Source organism: Curtobacterium sp. BRD11 (assembly GCF_031844345.1).
GTDB lineage: Bacteria > Actinomycetota > Actinomycetes > Actinomycetales > Microbacteriaceae > Curtobacterium.
This window is the reverse complement of record NZ_JAUZUZ010000006.1, coordinates 17,325-30,238: the sequence shown is the minus strand read 5'-3', so window position 1 is coordinate 30,238 and position 12,914 is coordinate 17,325. Positions and strand designations below refer to the sequence as shown.

Below are 12,914 nucleotides of genomic sequence, written 5' to 3'. Positions count from 1 at the left end.
CCCCCACACTGGTGACGGGTAGCCTGGGGTCGATGACTGACACCGCGCGACGGCGACCCGACTGGCAGACGTGGCCGAACCTGATCACGCTGGTGCGCTTCCTGCTCATCCCGGTGTTCATCGGCTTCGTCGTCGCCGGTCACCCCGGCTGGGCGCTCGTCACGCTCGTCGTCCTCGGTGTCAGCGACTGGGCGGACGGCTTCATCGCGCGTCGGTTCGACCAGGGCTCGAAGCTCGGCAAGACGCTCGACCCGATCGCCGACCGCCTGGCGATCATCGCCATCGTGCTGTCGCTCGTGCTCGTCGGCCTGCTGCCGTGGCCGAGCGTCGCGATCATCGTCCTCGTGGACGCGGTGCTCGCGCTGCTGTCCGGCCTGTGGTTCCGCGGCGACCCGGACCTCGACGTCACGTGGACCGGCAAGGTCCGATCCGCGCTGCTCTTCGTCGGTCTGCCGCTGCTGCTGTTCTCGTCGACGTCGTGGGCATCGCAGCACGACTGGATCCGGGTGCTCGCGCTCGTCTTCGTCTGGGCGGGCACGATCGGCCACGTCGTCGCCGGTGTGCAGTACGCCCGGGCCCTCGCCGCGAAGCACCGCGCGACGGCCCGCACCGCCTGACGCGGACGCGCGCGGCGCGGGCGTCCGGCCCGCGCCCTCCTGCCCCGTCGAACCAGGAAACCGACGTCGAACCGGCCCCGGAGGCTGGTTCGACGTCGGTTCCGTGGTTCGGGACGCCCGCGGCTAGAGCTTCGTCGAGCCGCTGATCCCCGGTCCCTCGGGAGCGGTCGACGGGGCGACGTGCGCACCGCCGCCCGACGCCACCGCGTCGCCGTTCTGCGTGCGGAGCAGGTCGCGGATCTCGAGCAGCACCTCGACGTCGGTCGGCGGGACGTCCTGCGGCGTTTGCTGCTCGTCGTTCTTCACCCGCTCGAAGGCGAGCTTCTTGAGCCGGTTGACCGGGACGACCAGGGCGAAGTACACCACCGCCGCGACGATGACGAAGTTCAGGACCGCGCCGATGATCGCGCCGAACAGGATGTCCGCCGAGTCCCCGGAGACGGTGGGGATCGACACGACGAGTGCCTTGTCCAGGCTCGACGCGTTGAAGACCGCGCCGATCAGGGGGTTGATGAGCGAGTTCACGATCGCGGTGACGATCGCGGTGAACGCCGCACCGATGACGACCGCGACGGCCAGGTCGATGACGTTCCCGCGGAGCAGGAACTCCTTGAAGCCCTTCACGTGAGCCTCCTTCCGTGTCGAGGAGACCCCACCGTACCGACGGAGACGAGCCCTCGTCAGGAGGCGCTGGGCGCGGCCGGCTTCGACTCGGTCTTCTTCGGCTCCGCCTTCGCCGGCGTGCTCGACGACGGCGAGGACGACGAGGACGACCCCGACGACCCCTCGGCCTTCGGCGTCGACCGCGAGTCGGTGCGGTAGAAGCCGCCGCCGTTGAAGGTGACGCCGACCGGCGAGAACACCTTGCGCAGCGCACCGCCGCAGACGGGGCACTCGGTCAGGGTGGCGTCGGAGAACGACTGCTTGACGTCGAAGGCGTTGTCGCACTCGGTGCAGCGGTACGAGTAGGTGGGCACCCTAGCTCCGGAAGGTGATGATGCGCGACGGCGTGATGATGCCGTCGACGGGTTCGTCGTGGGCCTCGCGCGGGACCTCGTCGAGGTACTCCGCGTCGAAGATCACAGCATAGACGGGCGGCCGGTTCGCCATCGACCCGAGGGTCTTGTCGTAGTAGCCGCGGCCCCAGCCCATCCGGCATCCGTCGTGCCCGACCGCCGCCGCCGGGGTGAGGATCGCGTCGACGTCCCCGAGCGCGAGCGGGGAGAGCACCTCGCCGACGACCTCGGGCATGCCGTGCAGGCCCTCGTGTTCGGAGACCCCGTCGTCGACCGCCCAGTCGAGCAGGCCGTCCTCGCGGGTGATCGGGAGCAGCACCCGGACGCCGTGCTCCTGCGCCCAGCGCAGGAAGGGTCGGACGTCCGGCTCGTCGGGCGCCGACAGGTAGAGCGCGAGCGAGCGCAGCTGCCGTTCTTCCACGAAGCGCTGCAGCGTCGACGTCAGGGCGGTCGTGTCGGTGTCGCGCTCCGTCGTGGTCCGGGTGCGCCGCCGCTGCCGGAGCTCGGCTCGCAGGGCGCGCTTCTCGTTCCCGAGGTCGGCGGTCATGGCGGGGAGTCTACCGAGCGCGGGTTTGCGGCTTCCCGCCGTGGGGCGCGGGATGCCGTGTCCCCCGAAGTGCCCGTGCCCGGACCCAGTGGGCGTCCGGTACGTTCGCTGACATGGGCTTCCAGATTTCGAAGGCGGTGATCCCGGCCGCAGGCCTGGGCACGCGCTTCCTCCCCGCGACCAAGGCGATGCCGAAGGAGATGCTCCCGGTCGTCGACAAGCCGGCGATCCAGTACGTGGTCGAGGAGGCCGTGGGCGCCGGGCTGACCGACGTGCTCATGATCACCGGGCGCAACAAGAACGCGCTCGAGAACCACTTCGACCACGTGGCCGAGCTCGAGGAGACCCTCAAGAAGAAGGGCGACCACGAGAAGCTGCAGAAGGTCAACCAGTCGACCGACCTCGCCGACATGCACTACGTCCGTCAGGGCGACCCGCTCGGCCTCGGCCACGCCGTGCTCCGCGCGAAGATGCACGTCGGCCGCGAGCCGTTCGCCGTGCTGCTCGGCGACGACATCATCGACGCCCGCGACCCGCTGCTCAAGCGCATGATCGAGGTCCAGGGCGAGAAGAACGCCACGGTCGTCGCCCTGCTCGAGGTCCCCGAGTCGCAGACCCACATGTACGGCATCGCCACGGTCGAGGAGACCGACACCGACGACGTCGTGAAGATCACCGGCCTGGTCGAGAAGCCCCCGCAGGGCGAAGCCCCCTCGAACCTGGCCATCATCGGTCGCTACGTCATCCGCCCCGAGGTCTTCGACGTCCTCGAGAAGCAGGAGCCGGGCAAGGGCGGCGAGATCCAGCTCACCGACGCGCTCATGAAGATGGCGGGCGCCGAGGAGTGGACCGGCGGCGTGTACGGCGTCGTGTTCCGTGGACGCCGGTACGACACCGGTGACAAGCTGGACTACATCAAGGCGATCGTGCAGCTCGCCTCGGACCGCGACGACCTCGGCCCCGACCTCAAGGCCTGGCTGAAGGACTTCAACGCGGGAGAGTAGCCACCCCGTCACGAACGGGTCCGGGGTCCGCCCCGGGCCCGTTCGTGCGTCCACCCGGTCGAGCGCCGGGCACCGGAGGAACCACAGCGATGACGACGATCCCGACCCTGTCCCACGGGCGGGTCACGATCCGGCCCCTCCGGCTCCGCGACACCCGTGACCTCGACGTCGCCCTCGCCACGAACCGCTCGTGGCTGCGGACGTGGGAGGCCACCAACCCCTCCGGACACGTCTCCACCGACGTCCGCGGCAGCATCCGGGCGCTGCAGGCCAACGCCCGCGCCGGGCTCGGTCTGCCGTTCGCGATGGAGCTCGACGGTCGCTTCGTCGGCCAGCTCAACGTGTCCGGCATCACCTACGGCTCGCTCGCCAGTGCGTCCATCGGCTACTGGGTCGTCGAGGGGGCGGCCGGGCACAACGTCACGCCGATCGCGGTCGCGATGGCGGTCGACCACTGCTTCCGGGTCGTCGGCATCCACCGCATCGAGATCTGCATCCGTCCGGAGAACGCGCCGAGCCTGCGGGTCGTCGAGAAGCTCGGCTTCCGGTTCGAGGGCCTGCGCCGCCGGTACATCCACATCAACGGCGACTGGCGCGACCACTTCTGCTTCGCCCTCGTCGCGGAGGAGGTGCGCGAGGGCGTCCTCGACCGCTGGGTCGCCGGTCGCGTCCCGCACGGGGCGGGCAGCGTCCCGGCCTCCGCCCGTGAGGAGGCGGCGACCCCGCTCGACACCCGACCGCGCATCTGACGGTCGTCCCGTCGTCCTGTCACGTCGGCCTGGAGGCGCGACACGCGTCCCACGGATTCGGTCGCGACTCGCGCAACACGCGTCCGGCAATGGGCGGTCCGGGGAACGCGCACCCCTACCGTGTCCCCATGGCAGGTATCGGCTCCTGGGGCGGCGGCATCGTCCTGCTCATCGCGGCCGTGCTCTGGGTCGTCTACCTCATGCCGTCGTGGGCGGCTCGTCGGCAGTACCTCGCCACCGAGCGGAACGCGATCCGGCTGCAGCAGACGCTGCGCATCCTCGCGCAGACCGCCGAGCTCCCCGACGAGGTCCGGGTCGAGATGAACGCGAAGTCCCTGGCCGAGGCGCAGCGCGTCGCCCGATCGGAGGAGGCGAAGCGGGCCGCGATCGTCCGAGCGCACGAGGCCGCGCGGCAGCGTGAGATCACCCGGCGCCTCGCGGAGCAGCAGCCCCAGCTCGAGCGGGTGTCGTCCGTCCCCGCACTCACGGCCATGCGGATGCGTCGCTCCCGGCTCGGTGCGACCCTCTTCGGCACGCTCGGCGTCCTCGTCGCGGCGGTCGTCTTCGTCGCGGCCCCGGGCGCCTGGCTCGTCGGTGTCGCCGGGCTCGTCGCCGCCGGTGGGTCCGCGGCGGTCCTGGCGCAGCTGCACCAGGTCGCCCAGGCGCGGAAGGCGCGTGCCGCGGCGGGCGCTGCTGCGGTGACCCGTGCCTCCCGGCCGTCGACCGCGTGGACGGACCCGGCACCGCCGCTGTCCACCGAGCAGCACGCCGAGCCGACGCGCGACCGGAGCTGGACGCCGGCCAGCGTGCCGAAGCCCCTGTACGTCGAGCGCCCCGCGGCGCCCGCGCCGTCGCCGGAGTCGTCCGCCGAGCTCGCTGCCCGGCTGCGCGAGCGCGTGGCCGAGGCGAAGGCCGAGGCCGAGGCCGAGGCGAAGGCCATCCGGGCGGGGGAGACCGACCCGACGCTCGCGCGGGTGTCCCGGATGCGGTCCGACGTCGAGGAAGCCGCTGCGTCGCTCTCCGCCCACGACCAGGGCCGTCTGGCGGAGCGACTCGGGCTCCGTGCCCCGGCCGGGGAGCCGGCGCCGTCCCGCCCCGCCGGATCGCCTGGCGCCGGATCGCCTGCCGCCGGACCCGCCGAGCCCGAGGTCGCCGCCGAGCCCGAGCAGCCGGCGACGCCGAGCCGCTGGGCCGGCATGGGGGTCATCGACGACGAGGCGTACCGGCAGACCGACCTCGACGCCGTCATGCGTCGGCGCCGCGCGGTCTGACACCGTCCGTGCGCGGCGCGCCCGGACGTTGCGGGCCGATTTCGGTTCGCGCTCCTGGTGGTGCTAGTGTGGTCGAGCACTTGGGGCTATGGCGCAGTTGGTAGCGCGTCTCGTTCGCAATGAGAAGGTCAGGGGTTCGAATCCCCTTAGCTCCACCAAGCAGCAGCGAAGGGCCACCCGATCGGGTGGCCCTTCGTCGTTCCTCCGCGAGCGCGTCAGCTCGGCACGCTGTCCGTCAGGACGCCGGCCTGCGCGAGCGACGCGTGGATCGCGTTCGCGGCCTGCTCGAACGCTCGGTTGCCGCGGGCCACGCCGAGTGCGCCGCCCTTGACCGCGGACCGGCCCGAGCCGCGGAGCAGTCGCGCGACGGTCCGGCCGTCGGGCGCGACCATCAGCTGCACGTCGAGCCGGGTGTGGAACGTACGGTCGTTCAGGAAGCCGCCGACGAGCAGGGTGAGGCCCAGGCTGCCGCGGGTGCCCAGCAGCGTGCCCTGGTCGCCGTCGGTGATCGTGTAGCACTCGCGGACGAGGGCGTCACGGACGATCGTGCGGGTGGACTCGGGGTCGGCGGCGACGAAGAAGTCGTGGCTCTCGGGCATGTGCGGGTCGATCCTTCCGGTGGATGGTGTGCTGCCAGCGATCCTGCCGTACCGTCGCCTACCCTGGTCCGGTCATGACTGCCTCGTTCACGCGCCGTTCCCTGCTGTCGCTCGCCGGCGTCGCCGGCATCGGGGTCGCCGTCGCGGCCTGCTCCCGCGCCGACGACGCGTCGTCGGGCGCGACCACCCGCGCCGGCGACGGGCCGAGCGGCGCGTCGCCCGGGTCGTCGCCCTCCGGCTCGTCGAGCGCCCGCCCCGCGGCGACCGCGGTCGAGCCGGCGCAGGTGCCGCTCGCCGGTGGTGTCACGGTGACGGTCACGGGGACCGGCCTCGCCGCGGTGCAGGGGGTCACGGTCGGCGGGGTCGCGGCGCGGGACGTGCAGGCCTCGGCGACGACCGTGACCTTCACGGCGCCGCACCAGGCGATGTACACGGCGGGGTCGGCTGACGTCGCGCTCTTCACGTCGGCGATCGAGCCGAGCCCGTCGGCGAACCGGTCGTCGGACGGCAACGGCAGTGCCGCCAACGACGGGCAGGCCGGCGCCACGCAGGACCAGGCCACCGCGACGCCGACCCCGACGGCCGCGCCGGTCCCGGACGCCTCGACCGCGGTCGCGACGACCTCGGTGGCCTACGCGGCACTGACGGACGTCGACCGGCAGCTCGAGTACGCGATGCGGTACTGGGCGGACTACAACCTCGCCGAGTACGGCACGATGAACCCGATCGGCGGGGACTGCGCGAACTACGTCAGCCAGACGCTGATCGCCCGTGGGTGGGAACAGCGCGACGACTGGTACAGCCGGTCCGGCGGCGCGCAGCACAGCGCCACGTGGACGTACTGCCCGGCGATGGACCCGTGGATGACGGCGAACGCGGCGACCTTCGGGTTGACGCGACGCTCCCTCGACGAGCGCAGCAAGGTCAAGGTCGGCGACATCGTGTTCTACGACTGGAACGACAACCGATCGCCCGACCACGTGACGATCGTGTCCGAGGTGTTCACGGAGCCCGACGGCACGGTCCGCATCAAGTCGGCGAGCCACAACCAGGACGGGCCCTACCGCGACCTGGACGAGATGATCACCGTGCAGCACCCCGGCGGCACGGCCTGGTTCCACACGTTCGACGCGTAGCGGCGACGCGGCGCGGTCACCCGCCCTGCCGCCCCGTCGGCGCCGGTCGGCGCCGGTCGGCGCCGGTCCCGCGGGCCGATCGCGTTGCGCCGGCGCCGGTCATGCCGGCCGATCGCGTCGCGCCGGCGCCGGTCGTGCGCACAACCGGGAGCACCTCGCGCCACGTGATCACGTGGCGCGAGGTGCTCGCAGTTGTGCGGCGGCACCCGACACCGCGTTCCGACGGGCCGCCGCGACGCGACGCGACGCCGCGCCCCGGCGGCCCCGGCCGCCGCGACGCGACGCCGCGCCCCGGCTGCCCGGCCGCCGCGACGCGACGTGACGCGGCGCCGCGCCCTGGCCGCTGCGCCGCGCCCCGGCCGCCGCGCCGACGCTCACGGGTACCCGAGGAACCAGAGCAGCACGATCGCGACGGGCTGCAGGCACACCCCGACGACCAGCCACACGGTCGTCCGTCGCCGTGACCCCGTGAACACGTCGGCCCCGAGCAGCGGTGCCGTCGGCATCAGCAGGCGCGGCAGGCTCTGCTGCGGCAGGAACACGGCCACCAGGTACAGCGCGTACGCCGCGGTGAACGACACGACGTCGACGCCGAGCGCCCGCACGCCCGGTCGGGTCCAGGACCACACCGCCCCGGCGAGGACCACGACCACGAGCACGACGCCGAGCGGGCCGAGCCACGTGGAGGCCATCGTGAACCACGGCGTGAGCGGCGCGAAGTGCTGCCGGCCGACGAACCCGACCCACCACGACAGCTCGGTCGCGAGGTACGCGTCCGGCCGTCCGGTCGCCGCCGTCGCCACGACGGGCCACGCCAGCCCCGCCGCCGCGACCCCGAGCCCCGCGAGGACGATCGCCACGGCGTCCCGCACCGGCAGCGCCCGGCGCTCCCGGACGACCCGCACGACCAGGTGCACCGCGAGGGCCACCGCGAGCGCGAGCACCCCCGGCTTCGTGAACGCCGCGACGAGCCCGATCGGCAGCACGAGCCAGTACCGCCGGCGCACCAGGGCGAGCAGTGCGCCGAAGAACAGCAGCAGGAAGGTGCTCTCGGCGTACGCCACCTGCAGCAGGAACCCCGTCGGTGCGAACGCGAAGAGCGCCGTCGCCCGGGTCGCCCGCCGGTCGTCGGTCACCGCGCGTACGAGACGCCAGAGCACGATGCACGTGCCGGCGCCCGCGAGCGTGGCGACGAGCACGCCTGCGGCCCAGAAGGACCCGCCGACGAGCGGCTGGACGAACCGTGCGAGCGCCGGGAACACCGGCAGGAAGGCCCACGGGTTCGGCAGCACGTGACCCGCCGCGTCGGTGGGCAGCGTCGTCGGGTAGCCGTGCTCGGCGATGGTCCGGTAGAACGACGCGTCCCACGACCCGAGGAACGCCGTGAACGTCCCCTCGCGTCGGACCGACGCGAACCGCCACCCGTGCGCGGTGGCGAGCAGCCAGACCGTGAGCAGCAGGACGGTGCTGACCATGCGGGAAGCCAGCCACACGACGAGCGGAGCGGTCCACCCGCCGTGCCGTCCCTCCAGGCCGACCGTGAGCAGACGACGGACGCGGGACGGCAGCCCCGGCCGGGAGGCACGGGTCGTCTCCGCCAGGTCGGTCACCGCCCGAGTCTCCCACCTCCGCAGCCGCCGCCCGCTGTCCGGTCACCGCACCTCCAGGATCCGTCCGGGCGACGGGCGTTGTATCGGGCACGTTCCCTGGAAACCACCAACAGGAGGAAGCATGCCCTTCGTCACCGTCGGCGCCGAGAACGGCCACGACATCGAGCTCCACTACGACGACCTCGGCGCGGGCGACCCGGTCGTCCTGATCCACGGCTGGCCGCTGTCCGGCCGCTCGTGGGAGGGCCAGGTCCCGGCACTCGTCGAGGCCGGTCACCGGGTCATCGCCTACGACCGCCGCGGGTTCGGGCAGTCGTCGCAGCCGTGGGGCGGCTACGACTACGACACGTTCGCCGCGGACCTCGACAAGCTCATCACCGAGCTCGACCTGACGAACGTCACCCTCATCGGGTTCTCGATGGGCGGCGGCGAGCTCGCTCGCTACGTCTCGACCTACGGCACCGCGAAGATCAAGAAGCTCGTCTTCGCCAGCGCGGTGCCGCCGTACCTGTGGAAGTCGGACGACAACCCGGACGGCGCGGTCGACCAGGACCTCGCCGACTGGTTCGCGAACGGCATCACGGGCGACCGTCCGGCGTTCCTGCACCAGTTCGTCGACATGTTCTACACGCCGGGCGGCGAGCCGGGCCTGCTCAAGAAGCCGCTCGTCAGCGAGGACCAGCGCGCCTACGACCTGGCGATCGCCGAGCTCGCCTCGCCGAAGGGCACGCTCGACTGCACGGCCGCCTTCGCGACGACGGACTTCCGCGACGACCTGACGAAGGTCGACGTCCCGACGCTCGTCATCCACGGCGACTCGGACGGGATCGTGCCGTTCGAGGCGTCCGGTCAGCGCACCGCGGCGGCCATCCCGAACGCGCAGACCCACGTCATCGAGGGTGGCCCGCACGGTGTGCTCGCCTCGCACAAGGACGAGTGGAACGAGGCGGTCCTGCGCTTCCTGGCGTCCTGACCTCCCCGCTCCGCAAGACGCAACGTGGGCGGTTCCTCGCAGCGGTGTACCGCTGCGCAGGACCGCCCACGTTGCGTTCCGCGGGTCGCGGGGTGCCGACCGCGGCCTCAGCGCCCGGTGACCGCGGCGCGGATGCGCTCGATCGGGACCTTCGGGGTGCGGTCGGCGTTCAGCAGGCCGTTCGTCTCCTGCATCGTGTCCGTCAGCTGCGTCCAGCACGAACCGGCCAGGAACGAGCTCGCCCGGACGCCGTCGTAGAGCGCCGTGATCCGCGCCACCCAGTCGTCGCCGTCGACGGCCGAGGTGTAGCCCCACCCGTCCTCGCGCTTCGCCCCGGGCTGGAAGTCCACGCCGCCGAACTCCGTCAGCATGACCGGCTGCCCCTGGTCCGTCGCGCCGCCCACCAGGATCCGACGATCAGCGGGCCCGCGCCCACCGAGCAGTGCCGTCCGTGCGGCGTCGTCGGTGTAGGTCGCGGCGAGCCGGGGGCCGTCGCCCTCGTAGTCGTGCACGGTGACGATGTCGGAGTTCGTGTGCTCCCAGCCGTCGTTCGAGACCACCGGCCGGGTGGGGTCGAGCGCCCGGGTGACGTCGGCGAGTGATCGGGCGTAGGCCTGCTGCGCCGGGTCCGTCGCGATGTGCTGCACGCCCCAGCTCTCGTTCGCCGGCACCCAGGTGACGATCGACGGGTGCGAGGCGTCGCGTTCGACGGCGTCCATCCACTCCCGCACGAGCCGCTGCACGGCGAGCGGGGAGAACGCGTACGCGCCGGGTGCCTCACCCCAGACGAGCAGCCCCAGCCGGTCCGCCCAGTACAGGAACCGCGGGTCCTCGATCTTCTGGTGGTTCCGCGCGGCGGTGAAACCGAGCTCCTTGATGAGCTCGACCTCGCGGCGCAGGGCCTGCCGTGATGGTGCTGCGAGGTGCGACTCCGGCCAGTAGCCCTGGTTGAGGACACTGCGGACGTCGTAGGCGCGGCCGTTCAGCAGGAAGGCGCCGCCGTCGATGCCCACGGTGCGGACGCCGAAGTACGACGACACGGCGTCCAGGGGCACGTCGCCCTCGGCCGGCAGCAGCGTGACGACCGCGTCGACCAGGCGCGGGGTCTCGGGGGACCACACCAGCTCGTCCTCGGCCTGACCGTTCTGCTGCCGGGCGACGGGCACGACGACCTCGACCTCGTGCGCGGTCACGGGCACGACCGTCTCGACGGTCGCCAGGTCCTCGTCGCCCTCGGACCAGTGCGCCGCGACGCGGACCCGCGCGCCGGCGGGGCGCTCCCCGGCGAGCCGGACGGTCAGCCGCACCGTCGCGTGGTCGACGTTCGTCCAGCGCAGGGCCCCGATCGACGCGGTCGGCACGGCCTCGAGCCAGACGGTCTGCCAGATCCCGGTCGTGCGGCGGTACCAGATGGCGTGCGGGTGCTCGTGCCAGTCCTGCTTGCCGCGCGGCTGGGTGACGTCGTGGGGGTCGTCCTCGGCGCGGACGACCAGGGTGTGCGTCGCGTCCGGCTCGGTGCCGAGCGCCTCGGTCACGTCGAGCGTGAAGGGGGTGTGTCCGCCCTCGTGCTCGCCGATGAACTGCCCGTCGACCCAGACCCGCGCGCGGTGGTCGACGGCGCCGAAGTGCAGCAGGAGCCGGGGTGCCGCGTCGCCGTACCCGGCGGCGTCGAGCTCGGCGCGCGTGATCGTCCGGGCGTACCAGACCACGGGGTGGAACCCGGGCTCGTCGATGCCCGACGCCGGCGACTCGGGTGGGAACGGCACCGTGATGTCCCGGGCGTCCGGGAACCCGGAGCGCCAGGTCGGGTCGTCGCCCGTGTTCCGGAACGACCACGTCCCGTCGAGGTCGGCCCACGCGCCGCGCAGCATCTGCGGTCGGGGGTACGAGCCGTCCTGGTCGGAGGCGCGAGGGAGCGGGGGCAGGAGGGCGGCGACGGTGCCGTCGAGCGAGGTCATGCGTCCATGCTCGCCGCTCCGTACATCGTTGTAAAGCGGTGCGGGCCAACCGGTGCGGGCCAACCGGTGCGCCACGACTCGGGGCGCGCCCCGGGACCGGCGCGTACCGTTCGCTGCATGAGCGCCGAGGCACCCGAGCACGTCGACGACCGCACGCTGGAGGGCTGGATCGCACGCCAGCGCTGGTATGCCGCGAAGGGTGGGACCCCGGCGCTGCACACCATCGCCGAGACCGACGGCACGCGGTTGGTCCTCGACGACGCCACGACCGGGCCCGTCCTCTACCAGGTGCCGGTCGTCGCGGGCCCCGGCGGAGGAGCCGTCGACCCGGTCGACGCCACCACCGACACCGACTGGGTGCAGCAGCTCGCGGCGCGCATCGACGCCGACCCCTCGAGCCTCCGGCCGATCGGCGAGGTCACCGCGTCCCGGGTGCTGTCCGGCGAGCAGTCGAACACCTCCGTCATCTGCGACACAGCGTCCGGTGACCGGGTCATCACCAAGGTCTTCCGGGTGCTCCACCACGGTGACAACCCCGACGTCACCACGCAGCTCGCACTCTCCGCCGCGGGCAGCTCCCGCGTGCCGACCGTGTACGGCGCCCAGCAGGCGAGCTGGCCCGACCCCGGCCGTCCCGACGGCACGGCCACCGGACACCTCGCGTTCGCCCAGGAGTTCCTGCCCGGCCTCGAGGACGCCTGGCGCGTGGCCCTCCGCGACGCCAGGACCGGCACCCCGTGGGACGAGCAGGCCGCCGCGCTCGGCGAGGCGCTCGCCGAGGTGCACCGCACGCTCGCCACCGCCCTGCCGACCGAGCCCGCCGACGATGCACGACGGGACGCTGCGATCGCGACGATGCGCGGCCGGCTCGACGCCGCCGTGCGCGAGGCCCCGACCGTCGAGCCGCACGTCGACGCGATCCGTGCCGTGTACGACCGTGCCGCCGCGTCGCACTGGCCGGACCTGCAGCGCATCCACGGTGACCTGCACCTCGGGCAGGTGCTCGCCGCGCCCGAGCCCCGAGGGTGGGTGTTCCTCGACTTCGAGGGCGAGCCGCTCCGCCCGCTCGCCGAGCGGTCGCTGCCCGACTCGACGCTCCGCGACGTCGCCGGGATGCTCCGGTCCTTCGACTACGTCGCCGGCGCGCTCGCGCACGACGCCGAGTTCGTCGACGCGGGTGCCTGGGCGCAGGCGGCACGGCAGGCGTTCCTCGACGGGTACCGCCGGGGGACCGGTGACGACCTGACCGACCACCGCGCACTGCTCGACGCGTTCGAGCTCGACAAGGCCGTGTACGAGGTGGTCTACGAGACGCGGAACCGGCCCGACTGGGCCGGCATCCCGCTGGCTGCGGTCGCGCGGCTGGCGGCGGACGGCGCGGCCTGATCCTCCGACCCCCGGCGTGACCCGCTGACGGACGGGAGGCGCGGTGCC

13 protein-coding genes and 1 tRNA gene are annotated in these 12,914 nt (G+C 72.9%); 8 read left to right on the top strand and 6 right to left on the bottom strand.

Going from position 1 to position 12,914, the window contains the following annotated elements:
• Positions 1-32 precede the first annotated feature (32 nt).
• Positions 33-617 (top strand): CDP-alcohol phosphatidyltransferase family protein, encoded by a 585-nt coding sequence (locus tag Q9R28_RS13385; protein WP_311206338.1) that lies wholly within the window; start codon positions 33-35, stop codon positions 615-617.
• A 123-nt stretch (positions 618-740) separates the two neighbouring features.
• Here Q9R28_RS13385 and mscL read toward each other — a convergent pair whose 3' ends face one another.
• From mscL to Q9R28_RS13370, 3 genes are read right to left on the bottom strand one after another with little or no spacing between them, the layout of a single operon-like run.
• Positions 741-1,241 (bottom strand): large conductance mechanosensitive channel protein MscL, encoded by a 501-nt coding sequence (mscL, locus tag Q9R28_RS13380; RefSeq protein ID WP_066656454.1) that lies wholly within the window; start codon positions 1,239-1,241, stop codon positions 741-743.
• A gap of 56 nt (positions 1,242-1,297) precedes the next feature.
• Positions 1,298-1,594 (bottom strand): FmdB family zinc ribbon protein, encoded by a 297-nt coding sequence (locus Q9R28_RS13375; RefSeq protein WP_251155753.1) that lies wholly within the window; start codon positions 1,592-1,594, stop codon positions 1,298-1,300.
• Between the two features lies 1 nt (position 1,595).
• Positions 1,596-2,180, bottom strand: coding sequence for a 5-formyltetrahydrofolate cyclo-ligase (locus tag Q9R28_RS13370; RefSeq protein ID WP_066656450.1), 585 nt, complete (start codon positions 2,178-2,180; stop codon positions 1,596-1,598).
• 113 nt (positions 2,181-2,293) lie between these two features.
• On the opposite strand from Q9R28_RS13370, the gene galU reads away from it, so the two are divergent.
• From galU to Q9R28_RS13350, 4 genes are all read left to right on the top strand, one after another.
• Complete coding sequence (galU, locus tag Q9R28_RS13365; RefSeq protein ID WP_066656448.1) at positions 2,294-3,184, top strand: UTP--glucose-1-phosphate uridylyltransferase GalU; 891 nt, start codon at positions 2,294-2,296, stop codon at positions 3,182-3,184.
• Positions 3,185-3,273: 89 nt separating this feature from the next.
• On the top strand, positions 3,274-3,933 hold the full coding sequence (locus Q9R28_RS13360; protein WP_066656446.1) for a GNAT family N-acetyltransferase: 660 nt from the start codon (positions 3,274-3,276) through the stop codon (positions 3,931-3,933).
• Between the two features lie 128 nt (positions 3,934-4,061).
• Complete coding sequence (locus tag Q9R28_RS13355) at positions 4,062-5,204, top strand: hypothetical protein (protein ID WP_311206337.1); 1,143 nt, start codon at positions 4,062-4,064, stop codon at positions 5,202-5,204.
• A gap of 82 nt (positions 5,205-5,286) precedes the next feature.
• Positions 5,287-5,362, top strand: a tRNA-Ala gene (locus Q9R28_RS13350).
• A 57-nt stretch (positions 5,363-5,419) separates the two neighbouring features.
• On the opposite strand, the gene Q9R28_RS13345 is transcribed toward Q9R28_RS13350, so the two are convergent.
• Positions 5,420-5,803: a hypothetical protein gene (locus tag Q9R28_RS13345; protein WP_311206336.1), complete on the bottom strand. Its 384-nt coding sequence runs from the start codon at positions 5,801-5,803 to the stop codon at positions 5,420-5,422.
• A 74-nt stretch (positions 5,804-5,877) separates the two neighbouring features.
• Between Q9R28_RS13345 and Q9R28_RS13340 the strand changes: the two genes are divergently transcribed.
• Positions 5,878-6,939, top strand: a complete 1,062-nt coding sequence (locus tag Q9R28_RS13340; protein WP_311206335.1) for an amidase domain-containing protein — start codon at positions 5,878-5,880, stop codon at positions 6,937-6,939.
• 374 nt (positions 6,940-7,313) lie between these two features.
• Here the strand turns inward: Q9R28_RS13340 and Q9R28_RS13335 are convergent, their stop codons facing one another.
• Positions 7,314-8,549, bottom strand: a complete 1,236-nt coding sequence (locus tag Q9R28_RS13335) for a hypothetical protein (protein ID WP_311206334.1) — start codon at positions 8,547-8,549, stop codon at positions 7,314-7,316.
• Positions 8,550-8,670: 121 nt separating this feature from the next.
• Between Q9R28_RS13335 and Q9R28_RS13330 the strand changes: the two genes are divergently transcribed.
• Positions 8,671-9,522 carry an alpha/beta hydrolase gene (locus Q9R28_RS13330; RefSeq protein WP_311206333.1) on the top strand — a complete coding sequence of 284 codons (852 nt, stop codon included), beginning with the start codon at positions 8,671-8,673 and terminating at the stop codon, positions 9,520-9,522.
• 107 nt (positions 9,523-9,629) lie between these two features.
• Here the strand turns inward: Q9R28_RS13330 and Q9R28_RS13325 are convergent, their stop codons facing one another.
• On the bottom strand, positions 9,630-11,480 hold the full coding sequence (locus Q9R28_RS13325; RefSeq protein ID WP_311206332.1) for a glycoside hydrolase family 2 TIM barrel-domain containing protein: 1,851 nt from the start codon (positions 11,478-11,480) through the stop codon (positions 9,630-9,632).
• A gap of 117 nt (positions 11,481-11,597) precedes the next feature.
• Here Q9R28_RS13325 and Q9R28_RS13320 point away from each other — a divergent pair, with 117 nt between their 5' ends.
• A complete protein-coding gene (locus Q9R28_RS13320; RefSeq protein WP_311206331.1) occupies positions 11,598-12,866 on the top strand; it encodes a phosphotransferase in 1,269 nt (422 codons plus the stop codon).
• Positions 12,867-12,914 lie beyond the last annotated feature (48 nt).

Excerpts from the sequence above, each read along its gene's own strand:
- galU (WP_066656448.1), top strand. The coding sequence starts at position 2,294 with ATGGGCTTCCAGATTTCGAAGGCGGTGATCCCGGCCGCAGGCCTGGGC.
- Q9R28_RS13330 (WP_311206333.1), top strand. The coding sequence starts at position 8,671 with ATGCCCTTCGTCACCGTCGGCGCCGAGAACGGCCACGACATCGAGCTC.
- Q9R28_RS13355 (WP_311206337.1), top strand. The coding sequence starts at position 4,062 with ATGGCAGGTATCGGCTCCTGGGGCGGCGGCATCGTCCTGCTCATCGCG.
- Q9R28_RS13340 (WP_311206335.1), top strand. The coding sequence starts at position 5,878 with ATGACTGCCTCGTTCACGCGCCGTTCCCTGCTGTCGCTCGCCGGCGTC.
- Q9R28_RS13370 (WP_066656450.1), bottom strand. The coding sequence starts at position 2,180 with ATGACCGCCGACCTCGGGAACGAGAAGCGCGCCCTGCGAGCCGAGCTC.
- Q9R28_RS13345 (WP_311206336.1), bottom strand. The coding sequence starts at position 5,803 with ATGCCCGAGAGCCACGACTTCTTCGTCGCCGCCGACCCCGAGTCCACC.
- Q9R28_RS13360 (WP_066656446.1), top strand. The coding sequence starts at position 3,274 with ATGACGACGATCCCGACCCTGTCCCACGGGCGGGTCACGATCCGGCCC.
- Q9R28_RS13325 (WP_311206332.1), bottom strand. The coding sequence starts at position 11,480 with ATGACCTCGCTCGACGGCACCGTCGCCGCCCTCCTGCCCCCGCTCCCT.
- Q9R28_RS13320 (WP_311206331.1), top strand. The coding sequence starts at position 11,598 with ATGAGCGCCGAGGCACCCGAGCACGTCGACGACCGCACGCTGGAGGGC.
- Q9R28_RS13385 (WP_311206338.1), top strand. The coding sequence starts at position 33 with ATGACTGACACCGCGCGACGGCGACCCGACTGGCAGACGTGGCCGAAC.